13 protein-coding genes are annotated in these 22,475 nt (G+C 42.3%); 2 read left to right on the forward strand and 11 right to left on the reverse strand.

Annotated elements, in window-relative coordinates; all coding sequences use genetic code 11:
* Positions 1-54: 54 nt before the first annotated feature.
* The 8 genes from D0T84_RS10475 to D0T84_RS10510 all read right to left on the reverse strand — a co-directional run bounded on the left by D0T84_RS10475 (position 55) and on the right by D0T84_RS10510 (position 14,418).
* Positions 55-1,509, reverse strand: coding sequence for a metallophosphoesterase (locus D0T84_RS10475; protein ID WP_163307826.1), 1,455 nt, complete (start codon positions 1,507-1,509; stop codon positions 55-57).
* A 118-nt stretch (positions 1,510-1,627) separates the two neighbouring features.
* Entirely contained in the window at positions 1,628-3,598 is a 1,971-nt protein-coding gene (locus tag D0T84_RS10480; protein ID WP_163307827.1) for an alkaline phosphatase, read from the reverse strand.
* A gap of 57 nt (positions 3,599-3,655) precedes the next feature.
* Positions 3,656-4,510 carry an endonuclease/exonuclease/phosphatase family protein gene (locus tag D0T84_RS10485; RefSeq protein ID WP_163307828.1) on the reverse strand — a complete coding sequence of 285 codons (855 nt, stop codon included), beginning with the start codon at positions 4,508-4,510 and terminating at the stop codon, positions 3,656-3,658.
* Positions 4,511-4,523: 13 nt separating this feature from the next.
* On the reverse strand, positions 4,524-7,451 hold the full coding sequence (locus tag D0T84_RS10490) for a GH92 family glycosyl hydrolase (protein ID WP_163307829.1): 2,928 nt from the start codon (positions 7,449-7,451) through the stop codon (positions 4,524-4,526).
* A 195-nt stretch (positions 7,452-7,646) separates the two neighbouring features.
* Positions 7,647-9,182 (reverse strand): RagB/SusD family nutrient uptake outer membrane protein, encoded by a 1,536-nt coding sequence (locus D0T84_RS10495; RefSeq protein ID WP_163307830.1) that lies wholly within the window; start codon positions 9,180-9,182, stop codon positions 7,647-7,649.
* A gap of 11 nt (positions 9,183-9,193) precedes the next feature.
* The gene (locus D0T84_RS10500; RefSeq protein WP_163307831.1) at positions 9,194-12,577 is read right to left on the reverse strand and encodes a TonB-dependent receptor; all 3,384 of its coding nucleotides are present in this window, start codon (positions 12,575-12,577) and stop codon (positions 9,194-9,196) included.
* A gap of 212 nt (positions 12,578-12,789) precedes the next feature.
* Positions 12,790-13,776 (reverse strand): FecR family protein, encoded by a 987-nt coding sequence (locus D0T84_RS10505; protein WP_163307832.1) that lies wholly within the window; start codon positions 13,774-13,776, stop codon positions 12,790-12,792.
* 63 nt (positions 13,777-13,839) lie between these two features.
* Positions 13,840-14,418: an RNA polymerase sigma-70 factor gene (locus tag D0T84_RS10510; protein WP_163307833.1), complete on the reverse strand. Its 579-nt coding sequence runs from the start codon at positions 14,416-14,418 to the stop codon at positions 13,840-13,842.
* Between the two features lie 284 nt (positions 14,419-14,702).
* Here D0T84_RS10510 and D0T84_RS10515 point away from each other — a divergent pair, with 284 nt between their 5' ends.
* Together D0T84_RS10515 and D0T84_RS10520 are read left to right on the forward strand one after the other, a co-directional pair.
* Positions 14,703-16,082, forward strand: coding sequence for a Gfo/Idh/MocA family protein (locus tag D0T84_RS10515; RefSeq protein ID WP_370525490.1), 1,380 nt, complete (start codon positions 14,703-14,705; stop codon positions 16,080-16,082).
* Positions 16,083-16,385: 303 nt separating this feature from the next.
* A complete protein-coding gene (locus D0T84_RS10520; RefSeq protein ID WP_163307835.1) occupies positions 16,386-18,383 on the forward strand; it encodes a glycoside hydrolase family 97 protein in 1,998 nt (665 codons plus the stop codon).
* Between the two features lie 247 nt (positions 18,384-18,630).
* Here the strand turns inward: D0T84_RS10520 and D0T84_RS10525 are convergent, their stop codons facing one another.
* The 3 genes from D0T84_RS10525 to D0T84_RS22935 form a co-directional block, all read right to left on the reverse strand.
* On the reverse strand, positions 18,631-19,926 hold the full coding sequence (locus D0T84_RS10525) for an O-acetylhomoserine aminocarboxypropyltransferase/cysteine synthase family protein (protein WP_163307836.1): 1,296 nt from the start codon (positions 19,924-19,926) through the stop codon (positions 18,631-18,633).
* 272 nt (positions 19,927-20,198) lie between these two features.
* Entirely contained in the window at positions 20,199-21,146 is a 948-nt protein-coding gene (gene cysK, locus D0T84_RS10530; RefSeq protein WP_163307837.1) for a cysteine synthase A, read from the reverse strand.
* A gap of 680 nt (positions 21,147-21,826) precedes the next feature.
* Complete coding sequence (locus D0T84_RS22935) at positions 21,827-21,955, reverse strand: hypothetical protein (protein ID WP_255495312.1); 129 nt, start codon at positions 21,953-21,955, stop codon at positions 21,827-21,829.
* Between the last annotated feature and the right edge of the window lie 520 nt (positions 21,956-22,475).

Genomic DNA, 22,475 nt, shown 5'->3' on the forward strand with positions numbered 1-22,475 from the left:
GATGCTTCCTTCGTCAGCATGACAAAAGTCATCTTAGTACTATATATAAGATAATTATTTACCAATATAAAACATATTATCCGGAATCACATCTTCCCTTATATTACGGCTCGATATACCTACTTCAAGAAATTCTCCCATATAATTCTCAAAATACAAAAGTCTCAGTTCGTGATACCCTGCCTCAAGTGCAATTTTTCCATCTGCACGTTTCAGGCTGTGTGACCCGTCGTTATCTACAACGACTTTACCATCAATAAAGAGTTTGGAACCATCATCAGAGAATGTATAGAACTGATAAACACCTCTCTCCGGTATTTTTATATATGTCTTATATTCGAAGGCCATAGAATCCATCACCGTAGCTGGGGCAATAGAAAAATTATTCAATATCCCTGTCTTTACAAGGCGGGCAGAAGCGATCATATCGGTATGAGTGAGTTTAAAGTCTGCTTCGTAATATTTATATTCCACGCCTTGATTTGCTACCTCAAGCTTTTTTGCCGGCAGGTATTGCATAGTTTCCTCATCTGCCGAAGATAGTCCTGAAGGATAATAGTATTCCAGTTCTGTGCCTTTAGGTGTTCTTACCCATGTATCGAACTGGCTTTTGCCTTCGTACATTTTTATAATACGTCCTCCCCTCTCCAGTTTGCCATAAGCATCGACCCCCGAGGTACGCCCGAAAGCCAATGCTATACCCTGCTCTATACCTATATAATCGTTATTATGGTCGTGTCCTGCAAAAATGCCCATCACATCTTTCTTTTCTACCATAGAGCAGAACATTCCCGAATTTATCTCAGGAGAAGCCACACCTTCTTCCTTATTTCCCAGGGTCTTTTCTTTTCCTACAACATTATTAAATTCCAAGACAGGAATATGGAAAAAAGCGAGCGACGGCAGCGGTGCATTATTATTTTGGAGTGTATACCTATCGCTGGTCTTTCTGTACCAGTCTATCTGATCGAAATGTATCCAGTCGTAGTGACCATACTTATAAGCCGAAGGTTTATTATGCGAGTCGATGCAATAGAGCAGAGCGGCGGCCTTAGTTCCCTGATGAGCCAGAACAGGCAGTACATAATTGCCGCTGCCACTCAGCTTCGGGCCTTTTTCCCCAATAAAGTAGGGAAAACTTTCTATAAAATCGAATACTCCTTCGCGCGTCAGCCCTGCCTCTTCATCATGATTCCCCAACGTTACCGCCCAGGGCGTTTTAGCTTCTTCAAAAATCCTGGCAATAGACTCCCAGCCCTCTTTAGCAGGGGTATCGGTTACAATATCTCCGGTAAGGATTGCGATATCCGGTTTCTCTGCATCCAAGACCTGCCTGATAACTTCAATAGTCTTACTGCAATTAGGAGAATTATTACTCCAATGGATATCCGTAAACTGTGCAATTTTAAAATGCCCGTCTTTATTGAATTTGAGCTGTATCGTATTCTTTTGGGCAAATGAAAAAGTTGCAAAGAAAAATGTTATGATTATAAGTATATGTTTTTTCATGTTATTTTTATTTTTTCTCTGTCATTCTGAACGAAGTGAAGAGTCTCTTGTAGAAACAATTCGATTAAAGGTCGGGATGCTTCGTACCTCAGTATGACAAAAAGGTCTGATTATTAATTTACAATCCTAAAACCTTCTTCATCTTATGGAAAATCTGTGTATTCTTATACACTCCCATAAACTCGGAAGCGCCCGGTCCGTAAGCGAATACAGGCAGCATCAGCGGTGTATGGTCGTCTGTCATATAGCGGGCTGTAAGATGTCCGTTCTCTGCATTACCATCCACAAGGGTAAGTCCTCCTGTTTCGTGGTCGCCGGTTACTACAACCAGCGTTTCACCATTGGTATCGGCAAACTCCAGTGCCGCCTTAACGGCAAGGTCGAAACTCAATGTTTCCATCACAGAACCGGGGAACGAATTGGCATGTCCCGCATAGTCTATCTTGGCACCTTCCACCATTAGGAAGAATCCTTTGCTGTTAGTAGCAGTCAGTTTCTTTATAGCCTGATTGGTAGCGTCGGCAAGCATGGACAGAGTCTCCTCCGAGGCGGCTAAATCCATTTGTTCATCTATACAGATTACCTTTTTGTTGTCTGCATTTATGTCATCAATAGATGTGGATATACGATACAGCTTTTTCAATTCGCTTAGTATATCCTTGTTATCATTTCTTTTGGTGAAAACAGACATACCTGCACCATTCAGTATGGTCAGTTTGCCATCCAGAAGGTATGACGTGATTTCATCGGAATTATCCCTTTCTACCGAATGTCCATAAAATGCGGCAGGAGTGGCATCCGCCACATTACCTAACGTTACTACACCACAGGCATACCCCGCATCATAGGCAATATCGGTCATCGAAGGATAAGGCACACCATCCTCGCTCATGCTTATATGGCGGTTGTTATGAAGCTCTCCTGTAGCCAAAGCACTTCCTCCCGCCGCAGAATCAGTTGTATAGGCATCTTTAGCGCTGGTGTTTTGCAGTCCGAGATATTTCATGTTGAAGATGGTAAGTCCGTTGCCACTCCTGTAATTCGCATTATTAACGGTAGCTCCGGCCTGTAACTGTGCCAGCCCTGTACCGTCACCAATCAGGAAGATAATGTTCTTTACCGTTTTGTTGCTGCCGTCATTCTTATATGTCGGTGTGTATACATCTATACCTTTCGACAATTGCAACAGCTTATTATTGAATCCCTGAAATCCGACAGTGGTTTTATCCAACCGTTTGGCACGCGCAACCTCATCCGATATATCTTCGTTTTTACCTATCTGATAGTTCTTGTTTTCGAACTGGGAAAAATAGTCTGCGCATGCTTCAGGCCTGTCCGTATTGATATAATCCACTCCGATATTATGGAATGTATTCCATGCCGTAACGCCGTCAGGTGTTCCCCAGAAACGGATTGGCTTACCCAGAGCATGTACTTTGTTTATAGTCTCCATCACCTCGTCAAACTCAGCCTTTATTATAGTTCCCTTGCCATTCCACACGGAATAGTCGCGAAAAGAGAGGCTTATCATTTCAATCCTTTTCAGTTGCTCAGGCGTATAGTCTGTTTTGTATCCGTCAAAAAAAATAAATGAGGGGTACTTCCCATAATCATCTTCATCCGGACGATTGCCTGAAATGACGACTTTAACCGCATAAGGATTTACTGCAGGATCGAAAACATTAGGGTATGCTTTCAGTTTAGATACCAGTATATCCAGTGTCGGGTTCGCCGGAGTTTTCAGGTCTACCAGCAAAATGAGATTTTTGTCGGAGTTTTTCCAGGGCCTTCCCCCATTCTGCTTGAAAAGATTTACCAATGGGGTGATATAGGCTTCATCCAATGTTGGCGCCGCAGAGACATCCTGCTGGTCATGCGCAACTTTTAGTTCATTAGCCTTTTCAGTTGCATAAATATCTGCTTCGATAGATGCTACCTGCTGCGCATAAGCCTGATAAAATGGCACTCTTTGCTCATAGTCATTATGGGAATGAATGAGTATCCGTTGCTGGGCATCGGTAACAACAGGAGCAAATATCAGCCCTGCCATTAAAAATAAATGGCATATTATATTTTTAATATTTTTCATTATTTATTTTCTTTTTTAGTCTTTAGCTGTTAGCCTATAGCCATTGTCACCCTAGATTTATTTTATTTCTATGTGTGCGACTACAACTGAATGATCTGAAATAAATTTATCATCCAATTTTTCAGGAAGTACACTATGTTTTAAGACTTTAATATCTTTGCTTACGAAAACATAATCAATAAATTCGCGCCTTTCCACAGGTACTCTGCCAAATCCGTGGAATGTCCATTGCGTACCGCTTTTCTCTACGGCTATATCTTTAGAGTGGATGAGATGTTCCGGATTGGATGTATCTGTTACATGTTTGATTACATCAGACTCAGGAGCAGCATTAAAGTCGCCTGTCATAACAACCGGCAATCCTTTACCAAGCGATGTCGCTCTGTCCAGTAACAGGGTCACTCCTTCCTGACGGGCAACTTTGCCTACATGGTCGAGGTGCGTATTTATAAAGAAAAATTGTTTTTTGCTGCTTACATCTTCCAGTATAGCCCATGTGGCAATACGTTCACAAGCTCCGTCCCATCCTTTCGACCCAACGACTTCGGGTGTTTCGCTCAGCCAGAAATAACCCGACTCAACTTCCTTCAGTCTGTCTTTCTTATAAAAAATAGCGCTGTATTCTCCTTTTTCAATACCATCTTCACGTCCTACTCCGATTGCGTTATATTCCGGCAGACGGGATTTAAGGTCATTCAGTTGGTTTACCAAAACTTCTTGCGCCCCGACAACGTCGGCATTTTGATCTTTTATCGCCTGAGCTGCAATATCTTTACGGTATTGCCAGTTGTTCAGGCTATCTTCAGGGTTATCGTAACGAATATTGAAACTCATTACATTCAGGTCGATAGGCTTACTATTACATGAAGTCAACAATAATACTGCAGCAAGTAAATAAAACAGTTTTCTCATTTTATAATAGTTTTTATTTTATAAATAAATTAGATGCGGGAATCTTTTCAAAGTTATTCGATGCAGGTCTTTTCCAGCCCCAACTCAGATGTTCCCCTTCATAATCTTCAAAGTATAACAGTTTATATGTGTGGTAGCCTTTTTTCAGGGCAATGCGTCCTGTGGCAGAGATAGCGGCATGCGATCCATCGTTGTCCACTATCTTTATATTGTCGATATACAGCACGCTACCATCATCGGACATGGTCATAAATTCATAGATACCATCCTCAGGTACAAAGATAATGCCTGTATAAGTAAAGGCAAAATGATCAGCCTGTTTTGCTCCCGCAATCGAAGGCTCCGGCATTATACCTTTGTCCAATACCGGTGTTTTTTCTATCTGGCCTACTGCGCTGAAATATCCTTCATAGTAGCGGAAGTTTGTCCCGTTCTCTTTTGCCTGTGCCGATACCGGATTCTTAAATATCGCTTTGGTTGCCTGTATTGTGAATACTCTGCTTGGAGTAAAACCTGTTTTATATGCTCTGGCTTTGATGGTGGTGGAAGACGATAATTTTACCGGTTGGGTATAAAGAGCCGACTCTTCTGTGGGTTCCTTTCCATCCAGCGTGTAATAAATCTTAGCATCCTCTGTCACTGTATGTAAGTCTACATCGATATTATCTACAAATAGATCAAGATCGCTCCTGGTATAAGGAATCGATACCGTTTTTCCCATACTCATCGAATGTGGATAGTCAGACTCAGCTATTCCCCGGTTTTTATTCGGAGTAGACGCCAGTGTAAATTTAAGCTCTCCACCCTGCATCAAATCCTGATATGTGATATAATTCACATTTATCTCTTTTCCATTGAAAGAAACGTTGTCGATATATACATTCTTTTGTGGGTTATTGGCGGTTATAATCAATATTTCCCCATTTGCTAATTTAATTGTTGCTTTTTTGAACAACGGAGAGGTTAAAGAGAATTCATTTGAGCCCGGACATACCGGATAAATACCTATACTGCTAAGGATATACCATGCCGACATTTGCCCGCAGTCTTCATTCCCGCTGATGCCTTCCGGTGTAGGCTGGTACATTTCGGCTAAGATACGGCGCGTCATTGCCTGCGTTTTCCAGGGTTGCCCTACATAATTGTAAAGATAAGCCATGTGATGGCTCGGTTCGTTACCGTGCGCGTACTGCCCGATAAGTCCGGTAATATCAGACATGTGCCCTTCTACCTTTGACTCTACTATAAACAGGCTGTCCAGTTGAGCGGTAAATCCTTCCTTTCCCCCAAAGAGTTGTATAAGCCCGTTCACATCGTGTGGTACAAAGAAACGGTATTGCCATGCAGTAGCTTCGGTATAGGCACGTCCGGGTTCGAATGGATTGAACGGATTATCCCAGTTCCCGTCCATGCGTTTACCACGGAAGAACTTAGTGTTCCCGTCGAAGACATTAATATACGAAGAGGCTCTTTCTGTATATAATTTATAATCATCTTCTTTCCCCAGTTCTTTTGCTATCTGGGCAATGCACCAGTCATCATAGGCATATTCGAGCAGGCAGGATACCGATTCTCTCTTTATATTGGAAGGGATAAAGCCGTATTTGATATAATAATCCGAACCTTTCTTGTTTTTGTCGGAAGACACTTTCATCGCTTCATAGGCCTTGTTTATGTCGAACCCCCGAATGCCTTTCATATAGGCATCGGCAATCACCGATACGGAATGGTAACCTATCATTGTGCCTGTTTCGCCTGCCGACAACGGCCAGATTGGCAGTTCGCCCGAAGCATCGTACATATCCAGGTAAGAGTTGATCATATTGTTTACCAATGTTGTATCAGTCAGTGTAATCAGCGGATTCCATGCACGGAATGTATCCCAGATAGAGAATGTCGAATAATATTTCTTTCCTTCCGGTAATGTGCCTATCTTCATATCATGGCGGCGGAACTGGCCGTTTACATCATTCATTATATTCGGCACCACTTTTGAATGATAGGCCGCCGTATAGAAATTTTTCAGATCGTTTTCGCTGCCACCTTCTACAATGATGTCGGAGAGGGCTTCCGCCCACAAGTTTTTAGCCTGATTGTGTACCATATCGAAGTCGAAATCTTCCACATCGTGGCTCAGGTTTTTACGGGCATTTTCTTCACTGACTACAGAGAATCCTACTTTAGCTACAATTGGTGTGCCGTCAGAAGCTCCAAAATTCAGTATGGCCTGTTGATTATTGCTTTTAGCTTTGGCATCCTTTTCCAGCACGATTCCATCATTGACACGGTCAAATGATTGAATATCTTTGGAAAACTGGGCAACAAAGAATACATATTGATTGGTTACCCAGCCCTGAGACCTTCTCATACCTGAGATTTCATTATTGCCGGATTGTTTTATAACAAGAGAATCGATGACTTCTTCGGCTAACACATGAGCCATATCAATGATGATAGATTCGTTTTTCCCTTTTTCAAAAGTGTAGCGGTGTACACCAGTATATGTTGTAGCTGTAAGTTCAGCTTTAATTCCTTCATTTTTGAATTCCACGGAATAATATCCGGGAGATGCTTTCTCGTCTTTATGAGAAAAAGCCAATGGTTCGAAGATATACCCCTTCGCCACCGGTTTTATATCTTTGGTTGTAGGATGGAAAAGCACATCGCCCAAGTCGGCGCAACCTGTCCCACTGAGGTGTGTATGGGAAAATCCCAAAATAGAAGTATCACTGTAATGGTAACCGGAACAAGCATCCCAGTCTCCTGTGCGGGTGTCGGGACTTAATTGCACAGCTCCGTTCGGCACTGTAGCCCCGGGGTATGTATGGCCATGAAAACCTGTCCCGATAAACGGGTCTACATAGTCGATAGGATTTTTAGGTGTATCGGAACAGCATGTCAACAATCCAATAACAGCTAAAGAGAACAAGATTTTTTTCATCAATTTTTTAGTTTAATGAGGGTGTGTCATAAGTATTTTTCCATATCTTTTTGTCATGTTGAACGGAGTGAAACATCCCGTATCTGAAAGGTCGAGATTCTTCGTTGCACTCAGAATGACAAAGAGAGTAACAATTTGACAGAGATGTTTTACTTATGACACACCCTCAATAGATAATAAGTAGTTTATTCCGGATTATTTAAAATTGGAATATCCGTCTAAAGGATTATTAACCAACACATAGTCCGTGTTTTCTATTTCGCGTTGCGGTATCGGGAAATGTGCATCTTTAACGGGGTCGAATGTACGGGCCCCTCTTGGGTCTGTCTCTGTTGTAGCGGCAGCATACACTTCCTTGGCCAATCCCCAGCGTACAAGGTCGTAATGACGCTCGTCTTCATAAGCCAGTTCGCAACGGCGTTCATTTACCAGGTCATTGAAGGTAGGAGCAGTGATGGCCTTTGTATTATCTCCGCCAAAAGCCCTTACTCTCACTTCGTTGAAAGATGTTGCAGCAGCTGCAACTCCTTTGGTCCTGTTGCTTGCACCACCTCCGGCTAAGAAAATTTCAGCTTCGGCATGTATAAGCAGTACATCGGCATAACGTAGCAAAGGCACATCTGCTCCGGTTTCCCAGTTCCAACCGGAAAGATCGTTGTAAGCAGCTGAATATTTGGCACCCATATATCCGGTAGTCATATCTTTGATATTATCGCTGGTAAGAGTGGTTGCAGTTCCCAGATAATGTACGACATCGCCCACGCCTTTCAAGGTTACTTCGCGGCGAAGGTCACCTCCTGAAGTTACAGTTGGTTTTTCGAACGCATCAAACAAACTCTTGGTAGGAGCGAAATAATACCAGCCTGTACCGCCCGAAAGTGTTCCTGAAAGAAGGATAACAGATGTTACAGTTCCCTGGTTCCTTACAGCTTTGTTTGTCAGGTTGAATAATACTTCTTCGTGTTTTTCTCCGGCGGGGGAGAATAAATGTGCGTATCCGTTATTATCGGTTTTATCCAACGAATATTTGCCGGAGTTAATAACTTTTTCTGCGGCAGACTTCGCTTCAGTGTATTTACCCCAGTGAGCATATACTTTAGCCAGTAATCCGTAAGCAGCGCCTAACTGAGGACGTCCTTCCGCTCCTTTATCCCTTGTCCAAAGGTCATGTTTTTCGAAATGAGAGATAGCAGTTTTCAGATAAGCCTCGATACGTGTATATGTTTCTGTTTTTGTCTCGCGCGGCTTATTTATTTCATCCGGTTTGTTATAGTCATAGAATGGCAGGCCACCATACCTTTTAGCTAAATGGAAGTATGCAAATGCACACAGGAAATTAGCTTCACCTATTAATACATCCTTACTCTTGTCAGACATTTCTATACCAGGGGTATATTTCATCACATCATTTGCACGCCTGATAACTTTATACATTACCTTCCAGTTGGAAAACTGTCCGCTGGAAGCATTTGTTGTTGTTCTGAACTCAGTCAGTGCTTCGTCGTCGCCTTTGCTGCGGTTAATCACCATATCGTCGCTGGCGGCGCCTACCCACCAGTGTCCGCGCCCAAATCCTTCTTCTTCATAAAATGGGGCGTAAGCAGCATCCAATCCTAACTGAGCATCGGCCTCCGTATTCCAGAAGTTGGAAATACCATAAGGTTCTCTATCCAAATCACAAGAAGTGATTAGCATGAATGGAATAAGAAATAATAATTTATATAGTTTCATGATTCTTCAATTTAAAAATTAACATTAATCCCCATTATAAAAGTTCTTGGTTGAGGAAACTGTCCTCTGTCTACTCCGATTTCGGTAACGCCGTAATTGTCTATTTCGTTTGCGTATGTTTCTCCCAATTCAGGGTCGAAGCCTTTGTAACTGGTAAATGTGAACAGGTTTTGCATTGTCGCGTAAACTCTCAATTTCTGTAAGCCTAATTTCTTAACGGCATTCTTATTGAAAGTATAACCTACAGTAAGGGTTTTCAGTCTCAGGTAATCTCCTTTATCCACATAGTAGTCAGACATTCTGCGGTTGTTGTTCGTATCTCTAACCGTTACGCGCGGACCGTTGCCATCAGGGTTGTTTGTCGGATGATAGCGGTCGAGTATAGCAGCAAACTGGTTGTAACGCGAATCTACGAACATACCTTCATATTTCAGCGCATTGAAGATGTCATATCCGGCAACACCCTGGAAGAAGAAGCTAAAGTCGAACCCTTTGTACTCTAAGTCTGCTCCAAAGCCATACGTAAAGTCAGGGAATCCGCTGCCAATATTGGTCTGATCTTCGGAGTCTATTTTACCATTACCATCCAAATCGAAGAATTTAAGGTCTCCTACTTTTGCATTTGGCTGTATCTTTTCACCTTTATCATTTACATAGGCGTCTATTTCTTCCTGAGATTTGAAAACACCACCATTCTTGTATCCGTAGAAGTGGGCGATAGGTTCGCCTACACGCGTACGAGTGATGTTTGTTCCACGGTATGCGCTGGTAAACATATTCCGGCTACCGGTTCCCATAGAGAGCACTTCATTCTTTACGCTGCTGAAGTTACCATACGCGTTTATATGAAAATCTTTAACTTTCGTATTATAAGTCAGATTCATATCAAACCCACGGTTACGTACTTCGGCTGCATTTACTATCATACCACCATCGATACCGGCCAAAGAAGGCACGGGGATTTCCAGCAATACATCTGTTGACTTTTTAGTAAAGTAGTCGAATCCAAAATCAAACTTGTTGAGGAAACTGACATCCAAACCGAGGTCGGTTTGAGTAGTTACTTCCCATTTCAGGTTAGGATTTGCCAGAGTAGACTCATAGCGTCCGAAACCTACTGTTTCGGAATTGCCAAATACAGTATTATACCCATCATCGTCGGTCGTGTTGGCAATAAGCACCTTCGTAGGGTAATTGCTTCCTACATCCTGGTTGCCCAGCTTACCCCATGATGCCCGGAGTTTTAAATTCTGGATTGCATTTGCTTTCATGCTTTCGAAGAACGGCTCTTCCGAAATGCGCCATCCTCCTGATACGGAAGGGAAGTATCCCCAACGGTTGTCTTTTTCGAATTTGGACGACCCATCCGCACGGAAACTTGCTGATAATAAATACCTGTCAGAGAAGGAGTAGTCGAGGCGGGCAAAATAAGAGTTCATCGCCCATTCTTCCCTGCCTCCTTGCATCCATGCGATATTGGTAGCGGCCGACAGGTAACGTTGAGATTTATCTTCTGAGATAAAACCGGTACCACGGGCATTTGTAAACTCAGAGTTGAATGATTCGTAAGAAGTACCGGCCAAAAGCATTAATTTATTATTACCAAATATTTTATCATACTTCAAGGTAGTGGTTGTTATCCATTTCGAATCTTTCCAGTCTCTTTGGGTCAACTCGTTTGTATTAGATGCACGACCTGCTTCAGGAACTCTGGTTACAAACCATTTTTCGCCCCAGTCTGACCAGTCGTAACCTAAATCGGTCTTGACAGTGAAATCGTTCAGGAATTTATATTCAGCATAAACATTTCCGAATATACGGTCACGTGTACGAGCACGGTCGGCACGGTCTAGTGTTGCAATAGGGTTTCTAAGGTCAGCGCCAAGCTCACCGCTACCGCTGTAGATGCCTTTAGCCTTGTCTTCGTACACAGGAACAGACGGGTCGAACTGAAGGGCAGGAGCGATAGCGCCATTTGCACCCATTTCAGGAACAATATTCTGCTTAGAATGTGTAATCATCAGGTTTTCACCAACCTTTAGATTTTTGATGACTTCCAGTTCTGTGTTAATCCGTAAAGTGGTACGCTTGAAGTTTGAGTTCTTAAGAAGCCCGTCCTGTGTCAGATGAGCGCCCATGATATTATATTTGAATTTGTCGGAACCTCCCGAAAGAGATAGGTCATAGTTAGCCTGATGTGCAGCACTTGAGAAAATCTCATCTTGCCAGTTTGTCCGGCTTACTTTTGCATAATCCGATGTATAATATGAAGACGGTGTTCCGGTATATCCATCGTATTTGGTCGCGTTATCATACGCTTCCAGATGGATCATATTACGCTGACCGGCATTTAATACATCAATTTTTTTCTGTGGAGAAGAAAATCCCTGGTGCATATTGAAAGCAATATTTACCTTGTCGGACTTAGCTCCCTTTTTAGTTTGTATGATTACAACACCATTAGCGGCACGCGAACCATAGATGGCAGCAGAAGCGGCGTCCTTCAATACATCGATACGCTCGATGTCGCCAGGATTGATGTCATTCATATTATCGGCAGGCATACCATCGATGATATACAGTGGCTCATTATTACCGAATGTACCCATACCGCGGATACGGATAGAGGTTCCCGAACCCGGAGCACCGCTGCTCTGCAACACGGTCACACCTGACATACGGCCTTGCAGGGCACTGTTGATACCGCTTACAGACATATCGTTGAGGCTCGACATTTTCACAGATGAAACAGCACCTGTAAGGTCGGCTTTTTTCTGTGTAGTATAACCTACGACCACTACTTCTTCGAGTGCCTGAGTATCTTCTTTCAGTGTTATATTCAGTACACTCTGGTTCGTTATCTTTATTTCCTGAGAAACAAATCCTACATATTTGAATATCAATACTGCATTGTCGGGCACATTGATACTATACCGTCCGTCGTTATCCGTAACGGTACCCGTTGTTGTACCTCTGACAACAATACTTACTCCCGGAAGTTCCAATCCGCTTTCGTCTTTTACGATACCCGAAACAGAACGTCCTGTTTGTTTCACATCTTTTACCCCATTGGCACCGGCAGATAGTATAATCTGATTATCTACTATGGTGTAAGTGATGTCTGAGCCTTCAAAGAGGGTATTCAGCACTTCGTTTACAGGCTTGTTTTTGACATTTATAGACACCACTTTGTTAGCATCTACAAGTTTATCATTATACAGAAAGTGGTACGAAGATGATTTTTCTATTTCCTGTAGTACGGCACGGATTGCTCCTGTTCTGTTGACGGTAATTGAATCCGCCCGTTGGGACTGGACGGTGAAGGACATCAAAAACAGTCCTAGTAATAAGAGGTATTTGCATTTCCCTCTCACAATAAAATCTTTTAATGTCATAGCATACTTTTTTTAAGGTTAATATTCTTTAATAGGTTTTCGGGCAGGGCAAAGAATTGTCGGCCCCTTAGAAATAAGTGGTAATGTTTCTTCATAAAATTGTAAATTAAAAATGTCTACAAAAGAATGTTGTTATTCTTAAAGAATCATTTTGTTGGCATTAAGCTTCTGTTAAAAAAGTGATAAGCATTTATTCATATCGTTTCCGTTTTTTATTTTTCAGATTTTAGTTTCTTGGTTAGTATTATCTTCTGGTCTTCTTTTTTCCATTCCAGTTGAGGGGAGCTTATAGACAACATGTCCATTATCTGGTATATAGATTCGTCTTTAATTGTCGCAGTAAAGTTATATTCCCTGAGGCTCTCGTCCTCTATTATTATTTCTGTATTATATACTTTGCTTAGTTTTTGCACTACTTCTTCGAGCGGCTTGTTGTTGAACAGCAATACACCCTGCTCGTAAGCGTCATATTCATTCGGAGTAGTGTTCAGTATGATATATTTCTTCCCCACTTTGTCGAATATCAATTTAGTATCCGGCTTCATTGTTACAGAATGGCTAAGCTGTGGCGACATAAAATCTACAACGCCGCGTTCCAGATAAACAGAAATTGTCTTATCCATATTATAATCCCGCACCGAAAACTTTGTCCCGTATGCTTTTACGCGTGTTCCGTCACTGGTCTCTACATAAAAAGGGTTCTTAGGATTCGATTTAACCTCGAAGGTCGCCTCCCCGTTCAGCTTTATAAGGCGTTCATCGTTTTCGAACTGATTTGGATATTTAAGTGTAGAACCTGCATATAATGAGACTTTCGAACCGTCTGATAATGTGATATTAACCACCTTCGCGTTGGCTGCCGTTATTTCATTGTAAGTCAGCGTCTCGTGGCTATATTTATCAATTAACAGGTATGTCAGGCCAAGAATTAAAGGTATGGAAATAACAGCTGCCGTATTTATCACCCAACGGCGCAAACCGGTAAATAACGGAACTCTAGTAGAAGGAATAGATATCTCAGGTATATTTTTATGGATGGAAAGTGCTTCGGATGCCTGATGTACAAGGTTCCAATCGTGGAATATTTCCCTGGCTTCATCAAAGGAAGTCAGGAAATATTCAAATTCCGCTTTTTCTTCGGAATTTAATTGTTTGTTGTGAAACTTGTATATAAGATCTTCAAATCTTTCTCTATTCATAATGCATTTTATGGTTGCTTACATATATAAGACAGATAACTTGCAGGACACCCTATGGAAAAATTAATTTTTATTGAAAAAAATGAAAAGAATAATGTAGGGAAGGTATTCTTTTAATGATACAGACAGCATAGCCAGAGATTTATGCATGTATGCTTCAACTGTTTTTATCGATATATTTTGTTTTTCGGCGATCTCTTTATAGGTCATATATTCAAATCGGCTCATTCTGAATACTGTCCTGTATTTTTCGGGAAGTTTTTCAATTGCTTTTTCGATCATACTCTCCAGTTCTTCTACAGAATATAAATCTTCGGGAGAGTATGGATCGTATGTATTCAGTATATATTGTTCGTAAGTGAGTTCAGTTTTTCTTTTTTCAATCAGGTTGAGACAATGATTCCTGGTAGTTGTGAGCAGGTAGGAGCGTACCGATGTATTTATAGATATACTTTTCCTATCCCTCCATATTTTCAGAAATATGTCGTGTATACAATCTTCCACGGCGCTATAATCTTCTATGTACCTGTTTGCAAATACACATAGAGGAGCATAAAAAAGGTGGTATAGTTTGTCAAATGCGTCGGAATTGTCTTCACGCATCATTTCAAACAGCTGATTATATGTGTTTTCTCTTTCCATTGTCGATAAAACATGGTAATAGTATGGTACAAATGTATATATATTTTTAGGTTGAGGGGTTAATTAAAAAAAGATTCTGGAAAAAATCTCCTATCTTTATACAGTTAGTTATGCCCTTATTTATTCTTTTAGTTCGCGATTAATAAAAAGAAAAATATAAAAAAAGTGAGTATAAAACCACACCATCATTGTATAGTATTTGTAAAATGTGATTGATCGCGCAATTTATAAACCTTTGGTCTAGGTATATTATATTGATCCGATTTATCCTAAATTAATTATACATCATGAAAAAAATCACAACAGTTTTACTTGGCTTACTTCTTCTTGGTAATCTGAATGTATTCTCGCAGAATATTATTAAAACGACTGCTCCTACCCGCCCTGCCGGACAGACCGATGTACTGGAACTGCGCACCGACCCGCTGCCTACTGTGCGCGTAGCCTTTATCGGGCTGGGTATGCGAGGCCCCGGAGCGGTAAGCCGCATGACACATATCCCCGGAGTAGAGATAGTCGCCCTCTGCGATGTGGAGCAAAAGAACACTCAGAAAGTGAATGAAATACTGGTTAAACGCGGATTCCCCAAAGCACAGGAGTTTTATGGCGATACTGCCGTGTGGCGCAAGGTAACCGCCCTGCCCAATGTAGACCTTATCTATGTAGCCACCGACTGGCTGTCACATGCTACCATAGGTATACAGGCCATGAAAGACGGCAAGCATGTAGCCATAGAAGTGCCGGCTGCCATGACGATGGACGAAATATGGGGTCTGATCAATACTTCAGAACAAACCCGCAAGCACTGCATGCAACTCGAAAACTGTGTATACGACTTCTTCGAACTAACTACCCTGAATATGGTTCAGCAAGGGCTGCTGGGTGAGGTCGTTCATGGCGAAGGCGCTTATATACATGGGTTGCAACCTTTCTGGGACGAATACTGGAACAACTGGCGCATGGATTATAATATGAAACACCGTGGCGATGTGTATCCGACCCACGGACTGGGTCCTGTATGCCAGGCCATGAACATCCACCGCGGCGACAAACTGAACTATCTGGTATCGGTAGACGCCAAACAGATATCGAGCATCAACTACCTGAAAGAGAAAAGAGGTGAGGATGTAAAAGACTTCCGCAATGGGGAGCATACAAGTACCCTTATCTCTACCGAGAAAGGCAAATCTATCCTTATCGAACATAATGTAAACTCCCCGCGCCCCTACAGCCGCATGTACCAGTTGACCGGAACAAAAGGATTTGCCAACAAATATCCGATACAAGGCTATGCATTGGATAGCGAGGAACTAGACCCTGAGTTTGCTAAAAACCACGAAAACCTGAGCGCCCACAGCTTTGTACCGGATGATGTACGCAAAGCGTTGATGGAGAAATACAAACATCCTATTGCCAGAGATATAGAAGACCAAGCAAAGAAAGTAGGGGGTCACGGAGGTATGGACTTTATCATGGACTACCGCCTGATTTACTGCCTGCAAAAAGGCTTGCCGCTGGATATGGATGTATATGACCTGGCTGAATGGTGCTGCCTGATTCCGCTGACAGAAATCTCTCTGGATAACAATTCTGCTCCTGTAGAAATTCCGGACTTCACCCGTGGAGGATGGAATAAAGTACAGGGATTGAAGTTTGCGCAATAAAACTCTTTTTTAATAATTCATTGCTGATTCAGTTGACCCGGCAGGTAGTCTTTCAATTAGATTTTTGCCGGGGAACTGCACTGAGGCTGTTAAATTGTTATTATCTTTGTCATCGGCTTCACTTTGCCGGTTTTCAATCGGCTAACGCCGAACGTTGTTTCACTCCGTTCGGCACGACAACCAACGGCCACAGGAACGTAGGGTATGTAAAAAGATACAAAAAATATTTTTGAGACAAATTCTTACATTATACCTACAGATTATTGACACTGGATGCTAAAACTCTAAACATTAAAATAAACCATGAAGAAAAATTATCTAATCATTTTGTCTGTTTTTTGCATGACTTTACTTTCCGTCACGGCAATGGCACAAAAACAATTCAGCCTGAAAGCACCAAACGGAAAACTGGAAGCGACCATCAATGTAGGTAAAACCATCGATTATTCGGTATCGCACAACGGTGACCTGATGCTCGATAAATCCGCCATATCCATGACGCTCAACGATGGTTCCTCTTACGGAAAAGAAGCTAAATTATCGGGTTCTTCCACCAAGACAGTAGACCAGACCATCAATGCCATAATATATAAACGTAAGCAAATCGTAGATAACTATAACGAACTCACACTGAAGTTTAAGGATTATAACATCATTTTCAGAGCCTACAACGATGGTATAGCATATCGTTTTGTATCCACTTCGAAGAAACCGTTTATAGTGGATAACGAGCAGGCCGAATTTAATTTCCCTGCCGACAGCAAGGCTTTTATCAATTATGCCAACAAGCCGGAGACAGCAACGCTGGAAGAACAATTCTCAAATTCTTTTGAACAGCCATATTCCCACCTCCTGCTGTCGGAATGGAACAAAAAAAGGCTTGCGATAAACCCATTGGTAGTAGAAGGCGTGAAAGGCAAGAAAGTTTGTATCGCCGAGGCCGACCTGATGAACTATCCGGGCATGTTCCTCTATCCTGCCGATAAAGCAAACAGCCTGAAAGGCGTCTTTGCTCCATATCCGAAAGAAGTGGAACAGGGAGGGCACAACAACCTGCAAATGCTGGTAAAATCGCGTGAAAACTATCTGGCTAAATTTGACGGAGCAACAAACTTCCCGTGGCGTGTGGTTATCGTTTCCGAAAAAGATGCGGAGCTGGCAGACAGCGATATGATATACAAACTGGCTACCCCATCGCAGGGCGACTACTCGTGGGTGAAACCGGGCAAAGTGGCATGGGACTGGTGGAACGACTGGAACCTGTACAATGTGGACTTCAAAACAGGGGTAAACAACGAAACATACAAGTATTATATCGACTTTGCATCCAAATATGGTGTCGAATATGTTATCCTCGACGAAGGCTGGGCTGTAAACAAAAAGGCCGACCTGTTCCAAGTAGTGCCCGAAATCAACCTGCCCGAACTGGTTGCCTATGCCAAATCCAAAAATGTAGACCTTATCCTGTGGGCCGGATTCCACGCCTTCGACCGCGATATGGAAGCCGTTTGCAAGCATTACAGCGAAATGGGTATCAAAGGCTTCAAAGTAGACTTTATGGACAGGGACGACCAGATTATGGTTGACTTCCACCGCCGTGGCGCAGAAATGGCTACAAAGTATAAACTGTTGATAGACTATCACGGCTCATACAAGCCAACAGGGTTGCAACGTACTTATCCGAATGTAATCAACTTTGAAGGTGTAAACGGATTGGAACAGATGAAATGGGCTGAAGATCTGGATCAGGTGACATATGATGTTACTATCCCATTCATTCGTCAGGTAGCAGGTCCTATGGATTACACTCAGGGTTCGATGCGCAACGCGACTAAAAGTAATTACAGAAGTGTGAATAACGAAGCCATGAGCCAGGGCACACGTTGCCGGCAGTTGGCAGAATATGTAATATTCGAATCACCGCTGAATATGCTTTGCGACAGCCCGTCAAACTATATGGCCGAACCTGAATGTACTGAGTTTATCGCTGCGGTGCCTACAATATGGGACAACACCATAGCCCTGAACGGAGAGATAGCAAAATATGTAGCTATTGCCCGCCAGAAAGGGGATACATGGTATGTAGGTGCAATGACTAACTGGGATGCACGCAATATGGAACTCGACCTGTCGTTCCTCGGCGCAGGAAATTTCAAGGGGGAGGTTTTCAAAGACGGTATCAATGCCGACCGTGTAGCCAAAGATTACAAGAAAGAAATCATAGATATTCCGTCAGACCGGAAACTGCTGATTACTATGGCATCAGGAGGCGGATATGTGGTGAAAATCACAAGGAAGTAAAATTATCTTCTTAGTAACTTTTCCATAGCTTTTTTATGGGTTGTTTTTCGTTTATTTTTAGGCTCTATTATACACATATACTGATGAAGACAAAAAGATTCAGGATGTTTGTAGAAGCTGAAAGCCTTGCACCCAAGTGCATAGTTTTAACTGGAGAATCTGAAAAATAAAAAAGTTTTTGGTTAAAGAAGAAGAGGCTAACAGAATTGTGCTGTTAGTCTCTTTTTCATCTCTAAAAATCATATTTTCATATCTTCTTCAAAGCCTGTTCCAAATCGGCTAATATATCGTCAATATTTTCTATACCTACAGATAACCGGAGTAATCCGGGAACGGCTCCTGCGATAACCTTTTCTTCGGCAGAAAGCTGTTCGTGTGTAGTTGTTGCCGGGTGGATAATTAAAGATTTTGCATCGCCCACATTTGCCAGATGACTTATCAGGTTCAGCGAATTTATTAATGTATCTGCATTCTCGCCTGCTCCTTTCAATTTGAAAGATAGTACGCCTCCAAATCCACGGTTAAAATATTTTTTAGCTACAGCATGATACGGGCTGCTTTCCAGTCCGGGATAATTGACATATTCTATCTTCGGATGTTTCTCCAGCCATTTGGCTACTGCCAGCGTATTTTCCACATGACGCTCTACACGGAGTGATAAAGTTTCGAGCCCCTGCAAAAGCAGGAATGAATTAAACGGACTGATTGTACTACCCCAGTCACGAAGCCCTTCCACGCGTGCGCGAATTGTAAATGCGATATTGCCAAACGGACTGTTTGCTCCGAAGGTATCCCAGAATACAAGACCATGATAACTTTCGGATGGCTGTGTAAACTCAGGGAATTTACCATTGCCCCAGTTGAATTTTCCACTGTCTACGATAACGCCACCCAACGATGTACCATGACCGCCTATCCATTTGGTAGCACTTTCCACAACGATAGTAGCCCCATGCTCTATTGGGCGGAATATTGCTCCCCCTGCACCGAATGTATTATCCACAATCAAAGGAATATCATATTTATTAGCAATAGCAGCAATAGCTTCAAAATCGGGTACATTCAGGTCTGGATTCCCTATAGTTTCCAGATAGAGGGCTTTTGTTTTGCCATCGATCAGTTTCTCGAATGAAGCAGGCTCATCGTCCGGTGTAAATCGCGCTTCTACTCCGAGGCGTTTAAACTGCGATTTAAACTGGTTGTGTGTTCCCCCATATAGATGAGAAGTTGTTACAAAGTTATCTCCCTGAGATAAGATGTTATTTAACGCTATAAACTGGGCTGAATGTCCCGATGCGGTCGCCAATGCAGATACTCCGCCTTCGAGTGCAGCTACACGTTTTTCGAAGACATCTGTGGTCGGATTCATCAGGCGGATATAAATATTCCCGAATTTGCGAAGAGCGAATAAATCGGCTCCATATTGCGCGTCGTCGAATGTATACGATGTGGTCTGATAAATGGGCACAGCGCGCGAACGGGTAACGGTATCTATTTCTTGTCCGGCATGTACTTGTAGTGTCTCAAATTTATAGTTGCTCATATTCTTGTTTTTAATAATGTTTTTAACAACTGGTCGGAAGCCAATTACTCAAACTAAATAAAGATAACCAAAGAAACTGTTTAAATTTTATACGAATATTTTATTATATCTTTTTCTTCGTTCATTTTTAGTCTGTTTTCGGCTGTTTTTTCCTTTCTCTCAACTCAACCAACGGTCACAGGAGCGAAGCGTATGTAAAAAAGCATCTCTAAAACATCTCTAAAAATTTGAACGAATAAAATTTAAACAGTTTCTAAATGGCTGTATATTGATTAAAGAGGATATTCTTCGAAAGCATATAATACGGTTGATAAATAACGTTCGCCTGTATCGGGAAGTATAACGATTATGTTTTTCCCTTTATTTTCAGCCTTTTTCGCTAATTGTGTTGCCGCATATACTGCCGCGCCGGATGATATTCCTACCAGAAGCCCTTCCTCACGGGCTAACTCACGGCTTGTGCGTATCGAGTCATCATTACTTACCTGAATGATTTCGTCTACTACCGAGACATCATATGTTTCGGGTACGAAACCTGCGCCTATGCCTTGTATCTTGTGCGGACCCGGTTTACCTCCCGACAACACAGGGGAATCCGCTGGTTCTACAGCAACGATTTTTACATTCGGGTTGTACTTCTTCAACACTTCGCCTACTCCGCTAACCGTACCACCCGTACCCACACCGGCTACGAAGATGTCTACCTTCCCATCCGTATCGCGCCAGATTTCTTCTGCTGTAGTTTTTCTATGTATAGCAGGATTGGCAGGGTTTGCAAACTGCTGTAATACTACAGCTTTCGGATTCTGCTTTTGTAGTTCCTCCGCTTTCGCTATAGCTCCTTTCATGCCGTCAGGGCCGGGAGTCAGTACGATGTTTGCACCAAGAGCCTTTAACAGGTTTCTACGCTCTATACTCATCGTTTCGGGCATAGTCAGGGTCAGTTTATAACCTTTAGCCGCGGCTACAAATGCCAGACCGATACCGGTATTTCCACTGGTAGGTTCTATCAGTTCACTATCTGGTTTCAGGATACCTGATGCTTCGGCATCCTCTATCATTGCGTTTGCTATGCGGTCTTTTACGCTGGATGCCGGATTAAAATATTCCAGTTTGCCAATAACGTGGGCATCGAGTCCATGTTTCTTATTATAGTTTGACAACTCCAGAAGCGGAGTATTCCCTATCAGGTCTGTCAATTTTTTTGCAATCTTTCCCATAATTTTTTATTTTTTTTATTTGTTTAATTATTGATACAAAGGTACATGCTTTCCTACATACCTGAAATCGCTAAAGTGAGGTATTTTTATACCATGTTTGTGGTATATTTATTAGTAATGCGAATCAGTATTTCGTTTTGTTTAAATTATATGTTCTTTCATTTTTTACATAAAGGCTATCCTAGGCTAAATACTTTAGTCGTAGCTCCCTACTGCCGCGCCCTCCCGGGCTTGCCCCTTCTTTTGGCATTGCCCAAAAGAAGGCAAAAGGCTAGTGCTTTGTCCCTCGGCGACCCACCAACGGTTGGCCGGTTAAACGGGACGAAACTCGCCTGCGGCTCGGACAACATCCCGTTTCACGCCGCCTGCACCGGGTGGGTACCCCGCCTGCGGAACTTATGCACGGAGTCGCAACGCAACGTCAAGAAAGAAGATAGACTCCAATGTCATTAAGTCAAGCTTTTTTGTCCTTGTCATGCTGAGGGACGAAGCATCCCGTGTAGGCAAATTGCTTTTAAGAAAAGAGATCCTTCACTATCGTTCAGGATGACAGGCTATAAGATTTACTTAACTTGATGACATTGGGATAAATCCTGCCCGTCAGGCGTCAGCCAGCGCCATTAGCGAGCGTACGGGGCACCCACCCGGTGCAGGCGGCGTAGAATGAAGTGCGGGCGCTTTTAAGCATCGTTTGCCAATCTGTAGAACGATGAATCTTTCATCACTTCATTCAGCCGGCAAGCCGATGGTGGGTCGTACGGTGAAGCGGGGCGTAATGCTTTTTTGCTTACTTTTGGAGCTTTGGCCAAAAGTAAGGTAAGCAATCTGTGATTGCGCGCAGGATAAAAGAACGTTTTAAGTAACGAGGGCAGAACTAAAATTTATTTTATGTTATGCCGAGTCACGACAAACAACGTTCACAGGAGCGAAGCGTATGTAAAACGACTAATGAAATTTATCAACTACTGATTGACATTAATTGTTTATAAATAAAAAGTGACAAAAGTGACAGCTTTTCACTTTGTTTTTTATGTTACTTTTTTTCATGATTTCGAAAACCTCTCTGTTGGTGCGGACATTTTGTCCGTGTCTTACTCCAAGAGTAATTATTGCTTCGTAACGCACAGACTGCAAGTCTGCGCGGGTAGGGGTTACCATTTCTTGGCGCAAGTTTAGCAAAGCGGGACTTGTAGTAAAAGAGTGATGGGGTATTATGCCGTAAGGTGTTTTAAATTAACGTGAGTTCGAAATAAGATAATTACTTAAACATTAGCATAATAGCGATTTTTTGATTAACTTTAAGTATCTAACATTCAAAGTTTAATTAAA

The organism is Dysgonomonas sp. 521 (assembly GCF_010501055.1).
In the GTDB taxonomy this organism is placed as follows: domain Bacteria; phylum Bacteroidota; class Bacteroidia; order Bacteroidales; family Dysgonomonadaceae; genus Dysgonomonas.